The organism is Brevundimonas sp. (assembly GCF_051860745.1).
Taxonomy (GTDB): Bacteria; Pseudomonadota; Alphaproteobacteria; order Caulobacterales; family Caulobacteraceae; genus Brevundimonas.
Genome location: NZ_JBHYDN010000024.1, coordinates 1 through 16,679, shown reverse-complemented (window position 1 = coordinate 16,679; position 16,679 = coordinate 1). Strand labels below are relative to the sequence as shown.

19 protein-coding genes and 1 tRNA gene are annotated in these 16,679 nt (G+C 69.3%); 7 read left to right on the top strand and 13 right to left on the bottom strand.

Going from position 1 to position 16,679, the window contains the following annotated elements; genetic code table 11:
- On the top strand, nucleotides 1-1,981 hold a 1,981-nt coding region (locus tag ACTIEW_RS15510), incomplete at its 5' end, for a helicase-related protein (protein WP_439478803.1).
- A 199-nt stretch (nucleotides 1,982-2,180) separates the two neighbouring features.
- Nucleotides 2,181-2,912, top strand: coding sequence for a ligase-associated DNA damage response endonuclease PdeM (gene pdeM, locus ACTIEW_RS15505; RefSeq protein ID WP_439478802.1), 732 nt, complete (start codon nucleotides 2,181-2,183; stop codon nucleotides 2,910-2,912).
- Nucleotides 2,913-3,050: 138 nt separating this feature from the next.
- Here the strand turns inward: pdeM and ACTIEW_RS15500 are convergent, their stop codons facing one another.
- Genes ACTIEW_RS15500 through ACTIEW_RS15485 form a run of 4 tightly spaced genes read right to left on the bottom strand, consistent with a single transcriptional unit; the run spans nucleotide 3,051 to nucleotide 6,008 of the window.
- Entirely contained in the window at nucleotides 3,051-3,776 is a 726-nt protein-coding gene (locus tag ACTIEW_RS15500) for a lysophospholipid acyltransferase family protein (protein ID WP_439478801.1), read from the bottom strand.
- A gap of 1 nt (nucleotide 3,777) precedes the next feature.
- On the bottom strand, nucleotides 3,778-4,410 hold the full coding sequence (locus ACTIEW_RS15495; protein WP_439478800.1) for a YdcF family protein: 633 nt from the start codon (nucleotides 4,408-4,410) through the stop codon (nucleotides 3,778-3,780).
- Nucleotides 4,411-4,419: 9 nt separating this feature from the next.
- Nucleotides 4,420-5,301, bottom strand: a complete 882-nt coding sequence (locus ACTIEW_RS15490; protein ID WP_439478799.1) for an ABC transporter permease — start codon at nucleotides 5,299-5,301, stop codon at nucleotides 4,420-4,422.
- The gene (locus ACTIEW_RS15485) at nucleotides 5,298-6,008 is read right to left on the bottom strand and encodes a cell division ATP-binding protein FtsE (protein ID WP_439478798.1); all 711 of its coding nucleotides are present in this window, start codon (nucleotides 6,006-6,008) and stop codon (nucleotides 5,298-5,300) included. The genes ACTIEW_RS15490 and ACTIEW_RS15485 overlap by 4 nt, the downstream gene beginning before the upstream one ends.
- 66 nt (nucleotides 6,009-6,074) lie before the next feature.
- Here ACTIEW_RS15485 and ACTIEW_RS15480 point away from each other — a divergent pair, with 66 nt between their 5' ends.
- Both ACTIEW_RS15480 and ACTIEW_RS15475 read left to right on the top strand, forming a co-directional pair.
- A complete protein-coding gene (locus tag ACTIEW_RS15480; protein WP_439478797.1) occupies nucleotides 6,075-7,016 on the top strand; it encodes an MJ0042-type zinc finger domain-containing protein in 942 nt (313 codons plus the stop codon).
- Entirely contained in the window at nucleotides 7,009-7,542 is a 534-nt protein-coding gene (locus tag ACTIEW_RS15475; RefSeq protein ID WP_439478796.1) for a phosphoribosyltransferase, read from the top strand. Before ACTIEW_RS15480 ends, ACTIEW_RS15475 begins: the two co-directional genes overlap by 8 nt.
- 30 nt (nucleotides 7,543-7,572) lie before the next feature.
- Here ACTIEW_RS15475 and lysA read toward each other — a convergent pair whose 3' ends face one another.
- From lysA to argH, 3 genes are read right to left on the bottom strand one after another with little or no spacing between them, the layout of a single operon-like run.
- Nucleotides 7,573-8,874 carry a diaminopimelate decarboxylase gene (gene lysA / locus ACTIEW_RS15470; RefSeq protein WP_439478795.1) on the bottom strand — a complete coding sequence of 434 codons (1,302 nt, stop codon included), beginning with the start codon at nucleotides 8,872-8,874 and terminating at the stop codon, nucleotides 7,573-7,575.
- 7 nt (nucleotides 8,875-8,881) lie between these two features.
- Complete coding sequence (locus tag ACTIEW_RS15465; protein ID WP_439478794.1) at nucleotides 8,882-9,118, bottom strand: hypothetical protein; 237 nt, start codon at nucleotides 9,116-9,118, stop codon at nucleotides 8,882-8,884.
- Entirely contained in the window at nucleotides 9,118-10,482 is a 1,365-nt protein-coding gene (gene argH, locus ACTIEW_RS15460; RefSeq protein ID WP_439478793.1) for an argininosuccinate lyase, read from the bottom strand. The genes ACTIEW_RS15465 and argH overlap by 1 nt, the downstream gene beginning before the upstream one ends.
- 61 nt (nucleotides 10,483-10,543) lie before the next feature.
- Here argH and ACTIEW_RS15455 point away from each other — a divergent pair, with 61 nt between their 5' ends.
- Entirely contained in the window at nucleotides 10,544-11,167 is a 624-nt protein-coding gene (locus ACTIEW_RS15455) for a TlpA family protein disulfide reductase (protein WP_439478792.1), read from the top strand.
- 4 nt (nucleotides 11,168-11,171) lie between these two features.
- On the opposite strand, the gene ACTIEW_RS15450 is transcribed toward ACTIEW_RS15455, so the two are convergent.
- Nucleotides 11,172-11,474: a hypothetical protein gene (locus tag ACTIEW_RS15450; RefSeq protein ID WP_439478791.1), complete on the bottom strand. Its 303-nt coding sequence runs from the start codon at nucleotides 11,472-11,474 to the stop codon at nucleotides 11,172-11,174.
- A gap of 65 nt (nucleotides 11,475-11,539) precedes the next feature.
- A tRNA-Met gene (locus ACTIEW_RS15445) sits at nucleotides 11,540-11,616 on the bottom strand.
- A gap of 209 nt (nucleotides 11,617-11,825) precedes the next feature.
- Between ACTIEW_RS15445 and ACTIEW_RS15440 the strand changes: the two genes are divergently transcribed.
- On the top strand, nucleotides 11,826-13,049 hold the full coding sequence (locus tag ACTIEW_RS15440) for a PQQ-dependent sugar dehydrogenase (RefSeq protein WP_439478790.1): 1,224 nt from the start codon (nucleotides 11,826-11,828) through the stop codon (nucleotides 13,047-13,049).
- A gap of 3 nt (nucleotides 13,050-13,052) precedes the next feature.
- Here ACTIEW_RS15440 and ACTIEW_RS15435 read toward each other — a convergent pair whose 3' ends face one another.
- The 4 genes from ACTIEW_RS15435 to argB are packed head-to-tail and all read right to left on the bottom strand — an operon-like array spanning nucleotide 13,053 to nucleotide 16,018.
- Nucleotides 13,053-13,487 carry a DUF805 domain-containing protein gene (locus ACTIEW_RS15435; RefSeq protein ID WP_439478789.1) on the bottom strand — a complete coding sequence of 145 codons (435 nt, stop codon included), beginning with the start codon at nucleotides 13,485-13,487 and terminating at the stop codon, nucleotides 13,053-13,055.
- A 58-nt stretch (nucleotides 13,488-13,545) separates the two neighbouring features.
- On the bottom strand, nucleotides 13,546-14,403 hold the full coding sequence (gene dapD, locus ACTIEW_RS15430; RefSeq protein ID WP_439478788.1) for a 2,3,4,5-tetrahydropyridine-2,6-dicarboxylate N-succinyltransferase: 858 nt from the start codon (nucleotides 14,401-14,403) through the stop codon (nucleotides 13,546-13,548).
- Complete coding sequence (locus ACTIEW_RS15425; RefSeq protein ID WP_439478787.1) at nucleotides 14,403-15,095, bottom strand: pyrimidine 5'-nucleotidase; 693 nt, start codon at nucleotides 15,093-15,095, stop codon at nucleotides 14,403-14,405. Before ACTIEW_RS15425 ends, dapD begins: the two co-directional genes overlap by 1 nt.
- Nucleotides 15,092-16,018, bottom strand: coding sequence for an acetylglutamate kinase (gene argB, locus ACTIEW_RS15420; protein WP_439478786.1), 927 nt, complete (start codon nucleotides 16,016-16,018; stop codon nucleotides 15,092-15,094). The genes ACTIEW_RS15425 and argB overlap by 4 nt, the downstream gene beginning before the upstream one ends.
- A gap of 90 nt (nucleotides 16,019-16,108) precedes the next feature.
- Between argB and ACTIEW_RS15415 the strand changes: the two genes are divergently transcribed.
- The gene (locus ACTIEW_RS15415; RefSeq protein ID WP_439478785.1) at nucleotides 16,109-16,294 is read left to right on the top strand and encodes a hypothetical protein; all 186 of its coding nucleotides are present in this window, start codon (nucleotides 16,109-16,111) and stop codon (nucleotides 16,292-16,294) included.
- Nucleotides 16,295-16,679 lie beyond the last annotated feature (385 nt).

Sequence of the window (16,679 nt, the reverse complement as noted above, 5' to 3'; positions counted from 1 at the left end):
CCCCCCCCCCCCCCCCCCCCCCCCCCCCCCCCCCCCCCCCCCCCCCCCCCCCGGCCCCCCTCACCATGCTTCGCATGGTCCCCTCCCCCCGATGGGGGGAGAACAGGTCACCATTGTCCGTGGTGATCCCGGCGCGCGCCCCGTGGTTGATGTCCTCGTCAGCGAGGGCAAGGTGCCGTGGGCCGGCCACACCGGCCAGCACGCCATCCCCGAGGTCTATGAGGCGCTCAAGCGCTCGGGCCTGACCCTGATCTTCGTCAACACGCGCTGGCAGGCGGAGTTCGTGTTCCAGTCGCTGTGGGCCATCAATGAGGACGACTTGCCGATAGCCCTGCACCACGGCTCGCTGGCGGCGGAGCAGCGCCGCAAGGTCGAGGCGGCCATGGCGCGGGGCGGCCTGCGGGCCGTGGTCTGCACCTCGACGCTGGATCTCGGCATCGACTGGGGCGACGTCGATCTGGTCATCCAGCTGGCCGCGCCCAAGGGAGCCTCGCGGCTGGTGCAGCGGATCGGCCGGGCCAACCACCGTCTCGATGAGCCCTCTCGCGCCCTGATGGTCCCGGCCAGCCGGTTCGAGATGCTGGAATGCCAGGCGGCGCGCGAGGCCGTGGCCGAGAACGCCTTCGACTGGGAGCCGGTCCACACCGGCACGCTCGACACCCTGGCCCAGCACGTCATGGGCTGCGCCTGTTCCGAGCCGTTCGCCCTCGATGACCTGTATGCGGAGATCACCGGCTGCGGTCCCTACCGCGGCCTGACGTATGAGGCGTTCGAAGAGGTCGTCGATCTGGTCGCCACCGGCGGCTACGCGCTGCGCACCTATGAGCGGTTCGCGCGGATCGTCCGCACCCGCGACGCCAAATGGACCGTACGCAACGCCCAGACGGCCCAGCGGCACCGGATGAACGTCGGGACCATCGTGGCGGCGGCGACCCTCAATGTGCGCATCGCCTCCCGGCGCGGGGGCGCGGCGAAACAGCTGATCGGCGGACGCAAGGTCGGCGAGGCCGAGGAGAACTATTTCGAACAGATGTCCCCGGGCGACACCTTCGTCTTCGCCGGTCAGGTCTGGGCGTTTCAAGGCATCAACGGCATGGACGCGCTGGTCACCCATGCGCAGGACAAGGACCCGAAGATCCCATCATGGGGCGGGTCGAAATTCCCCATGTCGACCTCGCTGGCCGACCGCGTCCGGGCCATGATCCAGGACCGCGACCACTGGCGCGTCCTGCCGCCCGACGTGCAGGAATGGCTGGAGCTGCAGGAGACGCGGTCGGTCATTCCAGACGCCGGGACCCTGCTGGTCGAGACCTTTCCGCGCGGCTCGCGGCATTTCCTCGTCGCCTATCCGTTCGAGGGCGGGCTGGCGCACGGAACGCTGTGCATGCTGCTGACGCGGCGGTTGGACCGGCTGGGCGTCGGACCGCTGGGCTTCGTCGTCACCGACTATTCGCTGGCCATCTGGTCGATCAAGCCGATGGACGGCCTCGACCTCGACGCCCCTTTCGAACCCGACATGCTGGGCGACGATCTGGAGAGCTGGCTGGAGGAGAGCTTTATGATGAAGCGCACCTTCCGCAACTGCGCCCTGATCTCCGGCCTGATCGAAAAGCGCCAGCCGGGGACCGAGAAGACCGGCCGGCAGGTGACCTTCTCGACAGACCTGATTTACGACGTGCTGCGCCGCCACCAACCCGACCACCTGCTACTCAAGACCGCCCGCGCAGACGCGGCCGCGGGCTTGCTGGATGTGGCGCGGCTGGGGCAACTTCTGGAGCGCATCAGGGGCCACATCCGCCATGTGCCGTTGGAGCGGCCCTCGCCTTTCTGCGTCCCGGTTCTGGTGCAGATCGGGCGCGAGCGTGTCGGCGGCGGACAAGCGGCTGAAATGATCCTCGACGCCAGCGCCTACGGTTTCGACGAAGAGACGCTGATCGCCGAAGTGATGGCGGACGCGCCCAGGCTGGAGGGTGCAGCGTGAGGGCGCGGCCCGCTTCTCCCTTCCCCCTCGAGGGGGGAAGGGTCGGGGATGGGGGTGGGGGCAGGCTGCTCGAAGATGTGGTGCGAGAGACGCCGGATCTTTCGACCGAGCCTCCCCCGCCAGATTGTCAGGTATCGTGCCTCCACCCCCACCCAACCCTCCCCCGTCGAGGGGGAGGGCTTTTCCTGGGCGCCGCCCGATGAACGCCGCGCTCCGGCAGGCCCTGTCCCCGGCGCGTTGCCCCAGCGGCGGGCTGCGCGTCTCGATCGAAGGCGAGCCCTGCGTGCTGCGCTGTTCGGGCGCCCTGTGGGTAGTGAACCACCGCACCCTGATCGCCGCCGATCTGCATCTCGAGAAGGGCTCGGCTTTCGCCGCACGGGGCCAGATGCTGCCGCCCTACGATAGCCGCGCCACCCTGGACCGGCTGGAGGCCGAGATCGAGGCGCTGCAGCCGGCGGCGGTGGTGCTGCTGGGCGACAGTTTCCACGATGCGGCCTCGGTGGGCCGGATGGCGCAGGACGACAAGGCGAGGCTGGACCGGCTGGCGGCGGGGCGCGACTGGATCTGGCTGGAGGGCAACCACGACATCGCCGCGCTCGCGGGCGCGATGGACGACCTCGTCGGCGAGGTGGTTGAGACGATGGCGCTGGGCTCGCTGCGCCTGATCCATGAGCCGCAGCCCGGCGTCCAGCCGGGCGAGATCGCCGGCCACCTGCACCCGGCGGCGCGGGTGGCGGCCCATGGACGGGGGGTACGGCGGCCGTGTTTCGTGACGGACGGGCGGAGGGCGGTGCTGCCGGCGTTCGGGGCGTTCACCGGTGGTCTGGATGTGAGGGATCCGGCGATCGCAGGGCTGTTCGCCGAGCCGCCTATGACGGCGGCGTTGGGCAAGGACCGGGTGCATGCGCTGTCGTGGGAGACGCTGCGGTAGGATCCCCCCGCTATCGTCATCCTCCGGCGAGCGAAGCGAGACCGGGGGACCCAGCGGCACGCGTGAGCGCGAACCTGTCGCGGACACAAGGCCTGAACAGGTCGCCTTCGGCGCCGCTGGGTCCCCCGGTCTGCGCCGCTAAAGCGGCTTGCCGGAGGATGACGAAAGCAATTGGTTGGAGGCGGTTTCGACCCGCTCCTCCAGCACCGCCATGAACTCCGCCCGCTTCAGCCCCGCCGGTATCGCCGGCAGGAACTCATAGACGATGGTTCCCGGATACCGCCGGAACCCGTGCGCGGGCCAATGCACACCCGAATTGGTCGCCATCGGGGTGCAGGGGCAGTCGAGGTCGCGGTAGAGGGCGGCGATACCGGGCTTGTAGTCGGCGGGCGCGCCGACGGGCGCGCGGGTGCCTTCCGGGAAGATCAGGATCTGGCGGCCCTCGGCGTGGCGGACACGCGCCTGTTTGACCATGTTCTTCAGCGCCCTGGAGTGGGCTGAACGGTCGACCGCGATCATCTTCGTCTTCACGGCGAACCAGCCGAAGAAGGGCAGGGGGGCCAGCTCCTGCTTCATGATGAAACAGTTGTCGGGCAGGACGGCGAAGGGGGCGATGACGTCCAGCATCGACTGGTGCTTGCCGGCGATCAGGCAGGCCCCAACCGGCATATGCTCGATGCCGCGGAACTCGACCTTGACCCCGGCGATCCAGCGCAGCCCGAACAGGCAGAATTTCGACCAGTTGCGGATCACCCACATCGCCTGGCGGTAGGGCATCAACAGGGCCGGCGACAGGCCGACCGCGAAAAGGGCCAATGACAGATAGAGCCACATCACGAACACCAGTGACCGGATCGTGGTCACGTCAGGCGGCCTTTTCGGCTACAGGTTCGTCCGTGGTCGGACGGTCGCCGCCACCGCCGCCGCCGCCGACCGTGGCGCGGGCCAGGGCGGCGAGATATTTCATATATTCCAGCGTCATCCGTCGGGCTGTGACGGCGGCCTTCCACCAGCGGGAATTGTCCAGCGACGGCGTCTCGACGGCAAAGGGCGTCAGCTCGACGCCGGGCGCGGCGGCGCGGATCTCGGTCAGGGCGCGGGGCATGTGATAGTCCGAGGTCACCACGATCAGGCTGTCATAGCCCTTGGCGTCGGCCCAGGCGGCGATCTCCTGGGCGTTGCCGGTGGTGTCTTCGGCCTCGAAACCCAGGTCCACGCAGCAGTTGAACAGGCGGTTGGAGCCGGGGGTCAGGGCGCGCAGCTCCTGACGGCGGACCTCGCGATTGACCCCGGAGATCAGCACCCGCTGACCCTTGTCCTGCTCCAGCAGGCGGATGGCGGCGTTGACCCGTTCGGCCGAGGGGCCGGTCAGGGCCACGATGGCGTCGGCGCGGGCCGGCTCGGGCGCAGGCGTGAAGCCGCGCACGCGATCGGCGAAGGCGAACAGACCGATCGTCCAGATCAGCACCAGTATCGCGATGAAGGTCAGAAACTTCATGCGCTTAACCTAGTGACCCCGCTTCAGCCGCGCCAGCGCGGTGAATCGCGCCGCCACAAGCGCCACCGTACCCGCGAGCAGCGGACATGGCGAGAGAATCAGCAGGTCGCTCCACGCCAACGGCAGGGCGGGCGTCACGCCCTCAGCCCCGCCCAGGAAGCGCATGGCCGCGACCATCGCCATGGCGAGCAGCGCCCCGATGGCCCCGGCCCCGGCCGCCAGCAGGCCGTAGCGAGCCTGATAGAGGCCGGCGATAGCCCCGTCCGAAGCGCCGTTCAGGCTGAGGGTGCTGATCACTCCCGACTGCGCCGCCATCCCGGCCCGGGTGGCGTAGGCGACGGCGGCTCCGGCCGCGCCGGCGGTCAACAGGAAGGCGGCGGCGGCCAGAAGGGTGATCAGGCCCGCCGACCGCTCGACCTCGCCGCGCCACAGGCTGTGGTCGTCGACGGTGGCGTCCAGCCCGGCCTCGGCCAGGGCCCGTCCCAGGGTCACGGCGCTGGCGGGGGCCGTCGGGTCCAGTCGCACGGTGACCAGATAGGGTATGGGCAGGTCGGGCAGGACAGCGTCGCCGATCCACGGACGCAGCAGGGCCTCGGCGGTCTCGCGGTCCATGGCCTCGGCCTCGGACACGCCCTCGACCCCGGCGAGTGTCTGGGCGGCGCGGGCGGCGGCCTCGGCTCCGGTCTCGCCGACGCGCGGCCGCACCTGGACGGTGGCCTCGGCCCGCAGCTGGCGCGCCCAGCCGTGGGCCGCCCGGTCGGCCGAGACGGCGCCGACCGCCGACAGACAGGCGAGGAAACAGAGCACGGCGATCAGGCCCGCCAGCCATGCCTCGCCGCCTGCGTCACGTGGGAGCAGGGGCGCGCGGCTGTTGAACAGGCGGCCGGTCATGTCGCGCCTCCGGTCAGCCGTCCGCCTTCGAGCCTCAGAACCGTCGCGCCCGACCGTTCGGCCAGCGCCTCGTCATGGCTGGCGATCAGCACGGTGGTCCCCAGCCGGTTCAGCGACTGGAACAGTTTGAGCAGCCTCTCGCCCATGGCGGCGTCGACGCTGCCGGTGGGCTCGTCGGCGAGGATCAGCTCCGGCCTGGTCACCACGGCGCGGGCGATGGCCAGCCGCTGCTTCTCGCCGCCCGAGAAGGAAGGCGGCCGGTCGTCCATCCGCTCGCCGAGCCCGACCCAGTCCAGCATCTCCTCGACGTCGCCCGCATAGTCGGCCTGTTTGCGGCCGGTCAGCCGCAGGGGCAGGGCGACATTGTCGAAGGCGGACAGGTGATCCAGCAGCCGGAAATCCTGGAACACCACCCCCATCCGGCGGCGGAAGGCGGGCAGGGCGCGGCGCGGGGTCGTGGTGGCGTCCTCGCCAAACAGGTGCAGGGTTCCGGTCAGCGGGTGTTCGGCCAGGGTCAGCAGTTTGAGCAGGGTCGATTTGCCCGCCCCTGACGCCCCGGTAAGGAAGTGGAAAGAGCCGGCTGGCAAGGTGAGGTTAACGTCCCGCAGCGCGCGGTGCGCCGCCGCATAGCCAAAGCCTACGCCCGACAGGCGCACGGTCTCGGTCGCGGCGTCGGATTCATAAGCGCGGCGGGGCTGGACGGGCATGAATTTCGGGTCAGGACGCGGCCAGGCCGCGACGGGAGGGGGCGAAGAGCCTCGCAGTCAGCGCACATGATACTGACCTGCCCGTCCTGCGCCACCAGCTATTTCACCCCTGATGAGGCGATCGGGGCAGGCGGCCGGACCGTGCGCTGCAAGTCGTGCCGCCACACCTGGCGGGCGACGCTGGACGAGCCGCTGGAGCTGTCGCAATCGTCGACGCCGACCGAGGCCGTCAGTTTCGGCCATCGCGACGAGCCCGAATCTGAATCACTGGCCGAGACGCCCGCGCCTGAACTGCCCAAGGCCTTCCGGGCCCGCGCCGAACAGCAGCGCCGCCTGCGCCGCGCCGCGACCCATGGCGTGGTCTGGGCGGGCATCGCCTCGGGCTTCGCCGCCCTGCTGGCCTCCGCCTGGCTGTTCCGGGTCGAGGTGGTCGAGCTGGCCCCCCGCGCCGCCGCCGCCTACGCCGCCGTCGGCCTGACCGTGAACCCCACCGGGCTGGATTTCGAGGCGGTCAGCGCCAAACCCCTGCCCTCTGACCCGGGCAAGGTGCTGGTCTCGGGCGCGCTGAGGAATGTGCGCGACAATGAGCGGATCGCCCCGCCGGTGCGGGTCGCCCTGCTGGACGCCCACGGCGCCGAGATCGGCCACGCCGTCGTTCGCATCGACGCCGCCCCGGTGCTGCCGGGCAAGGTCCAGGGCTTCGCCGCCGTGATTCCCGATCCGGGCGCGCGCGGGCAGGGCGTCGGCGTGGCCTTCGTGCTGGAGGACGCCCCTGACCGCGCCGCCGCGCCGCCCGCGCGGACGGTCCATGCCGACACCCGCCGTCCGCCGGCCCCGGCCGAGCACGCCGCGGCGGCTCCGCTTCGGCCCGCGATGGACGCTGAAGCCAGCGATCTGCGCCCCGCGCTTTCACCGGGTTCTACGGCTCCGCTGGACATGCAGCCGATCGACGCCGTGCCGGTGGTGGACACGCATGCGGAAGAGGCGGTATCCGCCTCGCATGGCTGACACTCCCCCCAAGCCCACCGTCCTGCTCCCCGAATCCGAGGTCCAGCGCATCGTCGCTGATCTCGCCGCCCAGATCGCCCCGGTGATCGACGACGAGACAGTGGCGGCGGTGCTGCTGACCGGCGGCCTGTGGTTCGCCGCCGACCTGACCCGCGCCCTGTCGCGGATCGGCCGCAACGTCCGCTTCGACGCCCTGTGGCTGGCCTCCTACGGCGACGATAAGGAAAGCCGGGGCAGGATCGACGTCTATGCGAATTTCCAGCGCCCCATCGCCGGCCGCCGGGTGCTGATCGTCGATGACGTCTTCGACACCGGCCTGTCGCTGGCTGAGGCGGTCCGGATCGCCCGGGAGAAGGGCGCGTCGGAAGTCCTTACCGTGGTCTTCGCCAAAAAGCCCTGGCCGCTGCCGCGTGCGCCCGAGCCGGACTTCGTCGGCTGGGAGGCGCCGAACCGGTTTCTGGTGGGATACGGGCTGGATCACGCGGGCGCGCTGCGGGGCCTGCCGGATGTGTGCGCGCTGGATTGAAGGTCGTAGGGCTTAGGCCCTAAGCCCTTTTCACAGCCACTCCGCCTGCGGCTCTCGCCCCAGCATCTCGTCATACGTTGGCCGCCCACGCACCACCGCCCAGCGCTCGCCATCCACCAGCACCTCCGGCACCAGCGGCCGCGAGTTGTACTCGCTGGCGAGAACCGCGCCATAGGCGCCCGCCCCCATGAAGGCGACCAGATCGCCGGTCTGCATCGGCGGCAGCAGACGGTCGCGGGCGAAGATGTCGGTGGATTCGCAGATCGGGCCGACGAGGTCGTAGAGCCGCGGCTCGCCCTCGCGCGGCTGCACCGGGACCAGATCGTGGAAGGCGTCGTAGAGGGCCGGGCGCATCAGGTCGTTCATGCCCGCGTCCAGCACGAGAAAGCGCCGGCCGTCGCCGCGTTCATTGACCTGGATGACCCGGCTCAGCAGCACCCCGGCGTTGGCGGCCAGCAGACGGCCGGGCTCGAACGCCGCCTCGACCTCCAGACCGTCAAGAACCCGCGCGGCCATGGCGACATAGGCCTCGATTGACGGCAGGTCCGACTGGCCATGGTAGGGCACCCCCAGCCCGCCGCCGAGGTCGAGCCGGGACACGGACAGGCCCGCGCCGCGCAGTTCCAGCGTCATGGCTCGCAGGGCGCGGAAGGCGGCCTCCAACGGCTCCAGCGTGGTGATCTGGCTGCCGATGTGACAGGCCAGACCAACCGGCGTCACATGCGGCGACAGGCTGGCGCGGGCGTAGAGGGCGTGGACCTCGTCCGCGGGCACGCCGAACTTGTCGGTCGCACCGCCGGTGGTGATCTTCGCATGGCCGCCCGCCCCGACCGAAGGATTGACCCGGATGGCAATTTCCGGGGTCGCTATCGCTCGCGACGCGGTCGCTCGCTGCTTGAGCGACGACGAGATTTCGATCAGCCGATCCAGTTCGACGGCGCTTTCGACATTGATCTGGCGCACCCCGGCGTCGATGGCGAAGGCCAGTTCTGCGTCGGTCTTGCCCACGCCGGAGAAGACGATGCGGTTGGCCGGAACGCCCGCCTTCAGCGCCCGCCGGATCTCGCCTTCGGACACGGTGTCGGCGCCGCAGCCCAGCCGGGCGAGGGTGGCCAGCACCGACAGATTGGAATTGGCCTTCACCGCAAAGGCGATCAGGGCCTGACCGAGGGCCGCCGGACGGGCCGCGACCGCGTCGGCCAGCAGGCCGTAGTGCCGTGTCAGGGTGGCGGTCGAATAGACATAGGCCGGCGTGCCGACCGCTGCGGCGAGCGCCTCCAGCGGCACGCCCTCGGCATGAAGCGCGCCGTTGATCCGGTCGAAATGGTGCAAGGGAAGCCTAGCCGGGGTTGGAGCCCGAACCGCCGTAGGGGTTCGAGCTGGGGCCGCCATCGATCGGAACCTGGCTGGGCGGACGGTTGACGGTGGCGGGCTCGGGCAGGCTGGGGGCCCGCTCGTCGCGCATGCCGCGCTCGGTTTGTCTGACCGGCGGGGCGTCCAGGTCAGCCATGCGGCCGCAAGCGGCGGCGGAGACGGCGATCAGGGCGGCGACGCCCGCAAGAACGATCTTTTTCATCACAGACGCGTCTTCCACTCGGCGATGCGCGCGCGGACCTGTTCCGGCGCCGTGCCCCCGAAACTCTGGCGGCTGGCGCAGGAAGCCTCAGGGGTGAGCACCTTGTAAACCGCTTCCGTCACGCCCGCCTCCAGCGATTGCAGTTCAGCCAGCGGCAGTTGCGACAAATCCACGTTCAGGGCCTCGGCCCGCTTCACCGCAGCGCCCGTAACATGGTGCGCCTTGCGGAACGGCAGGTTTAGCTCGCGCACCAGCCAGTCGGCCAGGTCGGTGGCGGTGGAAAAGCCCGAGCCGGCGGCCGCGCGCATCCGTTCGGTGTTGGGCTGCAGGCCCGAAACCATGGCCGTCATGGCTCCCAACGCCAGTGTCAGGGCGTCGAAGGCCTCGAACACCGGCGGCTTGTCCTCCTGCATGTCCTTGGAATAGGCCAGCGGCAGGCCCTTCATCACCGTCGACAGGGCGACCAGCGAGCCCATGATCCGGCCCGTCTTGGCCCGCACCAGCTCCGCCGCGTCTGGATTGCGTTTCTGCGGCATGATCGACGAGCCGGTGGTCAGGTCGTCGGGCAGGGTCACGAAACCGAACTGCGGCGTCATCCAGATGACGATCTCCTCGGCCAGCCGCGACAGGTGGCCGGCGCAGATCGAGGCGGCGGCGAGGCTTTCCAGCGCGAAATCACGGTCCGAGACGGCGTCCAGCGAATTGCCCATCGGCCGGTCGAATCCCAGCTCGGCCGCGGTCATATGACGGTCGATGGGGAAGGGGGAGCCGGCGAGGGCGGCGGCGCCCAGCGGATTCTCGTTCATCCGCGTGCGGGCGTCGGCGAAACGGGCGGCGTCGCGGCCGAACATCTCGACATAGGCCATCAGATGGTGGCCGAAGGTCACCGGCTGGGCCGGCTGCAGATGGGTGAAGCCGGGCATCAGGGCGGCGGCGTGCTGTTCGGCGCGGGCCAGCAGGGCCGACTGCAGGCCCTTCAGCTGTTCGACGGCTGCGTCGCAGGCGGCGCGGACCCACAGGCGGAAATCGGTCGCCACCTGGTCGTTGCGGCTGCGCGCCGTGTGCAGCCGGCCCGAGGGCTCGCCGACCAGCTCGGCCAGCCGCGCCTCGATGTTCATATGAATGTCTTCGAACTGGTCGCGGAACGGGAAGGTCCCGGCCCGGATCTCGGCCTCGATGGCGTCCAGCCCGCCAAGTATGGCGTCGGCGTCGGCCCCGGTGATGATCTTGCGCGCCGCCAGCATGCGGCAATGGGCGCGCGATCCGGCCAGATCCTGGGCCCACAGCCGGCGGTCGACGCCGATGGAAACGTTGATCGCCTGCATGATGTCGGCCGGACGCGCCGAGAAGCGCCCGCCCCACATGTCTTGACCTTCCGCGTTCGGAGAAGGCTTAACTGTCGAAACGGGGGCGGAAGGCTTGGTCATGAAGGGCTCGAAGACGGCGGGAATAGCGATCGCGGCTGCGCTGGCGGCCGGCATGATCGTCGGCGCCGGGCTGCTATACGCCAATCGTGACGCCTTCTTCAAAGTCGCAACGCCGGAACCGGCGGCGAAGAGCGCGCTGGCCCGCTTCGCCATCGGCTCCTTGACCCGGCTGGAAACCCTCGCCGCCACCCCGATGGCCCCGGACTATGTGTTCAGGACCCGCGACGGCGCCGACGCCCGCTTCGCCGATTTCCGCGGCAAGGTGGTGGTGGTCAACATCTGGGCCATGTGGTGCGCGCCCTGCCGCACCGAGATGCCGACCCTCGCCCGTCTGGACGAGGCCTATCCGGACACCGAGCTGATGGTTCTGCCGATCAATGTCGACGCCACCGCGGACGGTCTGGCCGACGCGCGCAGTTTCATCGACGTGCACGAACCCCTGCCGCTCTACAGCGACATGAAATTCCAGCTGCCCTTCCTGCTGCCCCAGCAGGAAAAGATGCCCCAAACGGTGCTGCTGGACCGCCGGGGACGCATTCGTGCGTCCTTCGCCGGCGAGGCCGACTGGGCCAGCCCCGAAGCGCGCGCCCTCATCGACGCCTTGCTGGCGGAGCCGGTCTGACGACCTAGTTCGCCGGGACGCGTTCGTCAGTCGCAGGATCGACCGCGCCCGGTCGGCCCTCGGCGGCGGCCTCGGCCTGGTTGTCTTCCAGCCTTGCGGCGACATTGCCCGCGCCTTCTTCGACCGCCCGCGCAGCCTTCATGGCGCCGGACTCGATCACCTCGCCGGCCTCAGCGGCGACATCCCCGGCCTTCTCGCCCGCGACCTCGGCATTGGTCTCGGCTTCCTGCTGTTCAGCCGGCGTGCAGGCGGCGGCGCCCAGCGCAAGGGCGGCGACGGCGGCGAGCGTGATGGTCTGGATGCGCATGGAATATCCCCGTTCAGCGTTGAACCTTGGCGGGTAACGCGGGGAAGGGTGTGGGGTTGCGGTGATGGTGGCTGGAGGCGGACTTGAACCGCCGACCTATGGGTTATGAATCCATTGCTCTAACCAGCTGAGCTACCCAGCCCCAATTGACGATCACGTCGCTCGAGTCCCGGCGGGAACTGGTCTGTCCGCCGGAAGAGCGGTGCCTATATAGGCGGGAGATGGCGGATTCAAGCCGCCTTCACGCCGTCGCGCGGCCGGGGCGATGCGTCGCAGACAGGTGACGCCGCCGCGACGGAACGGCTAGGCTGGGCCGACCGTTCGGTCCGCGTCCGCTTCAAGGGGTTTTCCATGCGCCTGCTCGCCCTCGCCGTCTCCGTTTCGGCTGTGGCCCTGGCCGCCGCCTGCGGGGCGAACGGACAGGACGAGGCGCGGCCCGGCGATCCGGTCGAGACCCGCCCCGCCAATGGCGCGAACCAGCAGCCCGCCTTCGCCGGCCAGACCCGGGCACCCGGCGTGCGCACCGAGGTCGTCATGGCGCATACGGTGGTGGCCTCCGGGCTGGTGGAGCCGTGGGGCCTGGCTCTGCTGCCCGACGGCCGTTGGCTGGTCACCGAGCGGCCCGGCCGCCTGCGCATCATCACCGCCCAAGGCGCGGTGGGGGAGCCGATCACGGGTCTGCCCGCCGTCGATCCCCGGGGTCAGGGCGGCCTGCTGGATGTCGTCGTCGGACCGGGCTTCAGCGAGGACCGGATGATCTACTGGAGCTATGCCGAACCCCGCGAAGGCGGCAACGCCACGGCCGTGGCGCGCGGCCGGCTGTCGGACGATGGCGCGAGGGTCGAGGATGTGCAGGCGATCTTCCGGGCCATCCCGACCTATGACGGCACGCTGCACTACGGCTCGTCGCTGGCGTTCGCGCCGGACGGCAAGCTGTTCATCACCCTCGGCGAGCGGTCCGACGCCCCGATGCGGCCCCAGGCCCAGGATCTGGGCTCGCACATGGGCAAGACCATCCGCATCAACGCCGACGGCTCGGTCCCGTCCGACAATCCCTTCGTCGGCCGCGCGGGCGCCCTGCCGGAAATCTGGTCGCTGGGCCATCGCAACATGCAGGGCATCGCCATCGCCGCCGACGGCCGGGTCTGGACCGTCGAGCACGGCACACGGGGCGGCGACGAGGTCAATCTGGACCGGGCGGGCCTCAACTATGGCTGGCCCGACGTCGCCTATGGCGTCGAATATCGCGGCGCGGCGATCAACGCCGGGATCACAGCGCGCGAGGGCATCGAACAGCCCGCCTACTACTGGGATCCGGTGATCGCGCCGGGCGGAATGACGATCTATGACGGAGCCATGTTCCCCGGCTGGCGCGGCAATCTGCTGGTCGCCGGCCTGAAGGAAAAGCACATCGCCCGTCTGGTGCTTGAGGGAAACCGGGTCGTCGGCGAGGAGCGGCTGATGACCGACCTGGGCGAACGGGTGCGCGACGTGGCCGTGGCGGCGGACGGCGCGGTGTGGGCAATCACGGATGAGACCAACGGCAAGCTGGTGCGGCTGGCGGCGGTGAACTGACGGCTATTCGGGCGGCGGGCCGAAGCGGTTCGGGCCGGGGTTCCCGGCCCGAAAGAAGAGTTCAACATTCACCCAGAGCATTACGGCCATGCCTGCACCCGGACCGCCAAAAAAGGCCCAGCTGCTGTAGGGTTCCGCCAGAACAGTCGCCAACAGCATTCCGCAGGCCACCAAGGTGAGCGTCGCGATTCCGGAGAGGAGAGTCCACCATCCGCTCAGGTTTCGATCGTGGAATCGACGCACTACGCCAGAAAGCGTCGCGATTTGGTGAGCGACAAACCCGACGCCGACCGTCCACCAGATCCAGTTCGGGAACCCGTTGAAGGACAAGATTGCGCAGAGGACCAAGGGAACCATGGTCAGGGCCATGATCCCGTAGTGGTATGACCAGAAGGCGGCACGGCTCATGCGGCCTGCGAATTTGAAAAGGTAGGTCACCTGGCGATCTTTGAGCCAACTCAGGCCGCCGTCAAATCCCGCGCAGCCGGGAAGTTTATCAGTCCCGCAGCAGTTCGTTCACGCCGGTCTTGGCCCGCGTCTGCGCATCGACGCGCTTGACGATGACGGCGCAGTAAAGGCCCGGCCCGCCGTTCGGGTCGGGCAGGCTGCCGGGCACCACGACGCTGTATGCCGGCACCTCGCCGCGGAACACCTCGCCGGTCGCCCGGTCGACGATCTTCGTCGAGCCCGACAGATAGACGCCCATGGCCAGGACCGCGCCCTCGCGGACGATGACGCCCTCGGCCACCTCGGCGCGGGCGCCGATGAAACAACCGTCCTCGATGATGGTCGGACTGGCCTGCAGCGGCTCCAGCACGCCGCCGATACCGGCCCCGCCGGACAGGTGGACGTTCTTGCCGATCTGGGCGCAGGAGCCGACTGTGGCCCAGGCATCGACCATCGCGCCCTCGTCCACATAGGCTCCGATGTTCACGAAACTGGGCATCAGCACGACGTTGCGGCCGATGAAGGCGCCCCGGCGCACGATCGATCCGGGCACGGAACGGAAGCCCGCCTCCTGGTAATGGGCCGCGGTCCAGTCGCCGAATTTGTTGGGGACCTTGTCCCACCACGGGCCCACGCCCGGCGCATGGCTGGCGGGCCCCCGGTCGCCGGCGCGCAGGATCTCATTGTCGTTGAGGCGGAAGGACAGCAGCACCGCCTTCTTCAGCCACTGATGCGTAGTCCAGACGCCGTCGGGGCCGCGCGACGCGACGCGCGCCTGTCCCGAGTCCAGCAACTCCAGCGCCTGATCGACGGCCTTGCGGACCTCGCCGTGGGTGGCGGCCGTGACGTGGGCGCGGTCTTCCCAGGCGGCTTCGATGACGGCTTCCAGATGCGTCAGATCGGTCATCAGGCGTCTCCGGGCAGGCGGGCGGTGGCGAGGAAGGGGCCGAGGACGGCGGCCCGGTGGTCGGCGAAGGGCGCCTCGGCGTCATGGGCGTGTGGGCCGACCAGAACGGTGGTCATACCGATGGCCTTGGCGGGGGGCAGGTTGCGCACCGTATCCTCGAAAAAGGCCGCCGTGGTCGGGTCGACGCCGAACCGTTCGGTCATGCGGGCGAAGGTGCGCGGGTCCGGCTTGGGGATCAGGTCGGCGTCCTCCAGCGAGAACAGGCCGTCGAACAGATCGGCCAGCGCCAGCTTGTCGATCACCCGCCGGGCATGGGCCATGGAGCCGTTGGTGAAGACGATGCGCGGACCTTCCAGCCGCTCAAGCGCCGCGCGCAGGCCAGGATCGGGCGTCAGCACGTCCAGCGGCACGTCATGGACCTCGGCCAGAAAGTCGTACGGGTCGATCCGGTAGTGGGCCATCAGTCCGGCCAGCGAGGTGCCGTAGTCGCGCAGATAGCCCTTCTGCACCGTCATCGCCTGATCTGCGGGCATGCCCGAGGTGCGCACGACATAGTCGTTGATGCGTTGCTGGATCAGCCCCATGAACTGGCTCTCGGGCGGATACAGGGTGTCGTCGAGATCGAAGATCCAGCTGCGGATATGGCGCAGATCGGCCCCGTATTCGGTCGCCTGGACCGGTTCGGCCGTCATCCTGCCTTCACCAGCGTGCCGGCGCCGTGTTCGGTGAACAGCTCCACCAGCATGGCGTGCGGCCGGCGCCCGTCGAGAATGACCACGGCCTCGACCCCGTCGCGGACTGCGGCCATGGCGGTCTGCAGCTTGGGAATCATGCCGCCGGTGGCGACACCGTCCTCGATCAGTTTTGAGGCCTCGCCGACGGTCATCTGACGGATGATCTCTCCGTCCGCGCCCTTGACCCCGGGAACGTCTGTCAGCAGCAGCATGCGCTTGGCGCCCAGGGACCCTGCGACGGCCCCGGCCACGGTGTCGGCATTGACGTTGAAGGTCTGGCCTTCCTCGGTCACCCCGATGGGCGCGATGACCGGCACCCAGTCAGCGTCGGACTCCAGCAGGCGTTTGATCAGCTTGGGATCGACCCGGGTCGGCTCTCCGACAAAGCCCAGATCGACCTCATGCTCGATCATGCTGTCGGGGTCGCGCTTGGTGCGTTTGGTCTTTTCGACGGTCAGAAGGCCGGCGTCCTTGCCTGACAGGCCGACGCCCCTGACGTCCGCCTCACGGCCGGCCATGGTGATCCAGTGGGCGATCTCCTTGTTGACCGCGCCGGACAAGACCATCTCGGCCACCTGCATGGTGTCGGCGTCGGTGACCCGCAGGCCATCGACGAAGGCTGACCTGACCCCGGCCTTGTCCAGCATGGCGCTGATCTGCGGTCCGCCGCCGTGCACCACGACCGGATTGACGCCCATCAGCTTCAGCAACACCACATCGGCCGCGAACTGACGAGCGACCGCGCTCTCGCCCATGGCGTGGCCGCCGTATTTGATGACCACCGTCTTGCGGTCATAGATCTGGATATAGGGCAGGGCCTCGGCGAGCGTCTTCGCCGTGTCCCAGCCCCGATCCCCGGATTGCCGTTCGGTCTCGTCCATGATGAGCAGGCTCCTAAAGCGAGGCTAGGTTCCTGTCACCTGAAACCAGCCGTCATGAAACCGGCGCGCGCCCGGACCGTTGACGCGGGTATGAAAGAGCATGAGATCGACGATCGCGACCTGACCCGTTCCCGCCCGACGGATCCGGCGTCGCTGCAGGGTCCCGATCCCGTGCTGTGTCCGGAATGTCAGGGCGCCGGGGCGATCCCGACCGGCGAGACCTGTCCCATCTGCGAAGGAACGGGCAAGGCCACGGGGAGAACCGGCGGCGGTTGAGCCGCGGGCCGATTGATCCAATGCCCTTCGAACGCGTCCGGGATTTTCTATGACGTCGCCTGATTCCGCCATTTGCGCGCCCCCCCTTCAGGGGACAAGCAGGGCTGAAATTCCCGCAAGCGGGCCGCAAAACGCTGTTGTGTAGCCCATCAGCCACGCTCGCCAGCCTTCGTATCCGGCCATCTCGACCTGGGCCAGCGGGGCTGTTATGACACCTTAGCGGCGGCCACTACGCCGTCACAAATTCATTTGGGCTGCGGAGGGCATCCACCCATGCGCGTTAAAACTTTCATTCTGGCCACCAGCGCAGTCGGGGCCCTTGCCCTGTCCGCCGGCGTCGCCAACGCCGAGCCGAATGGCTGGTACGGCGCGATTGATGCGGGTT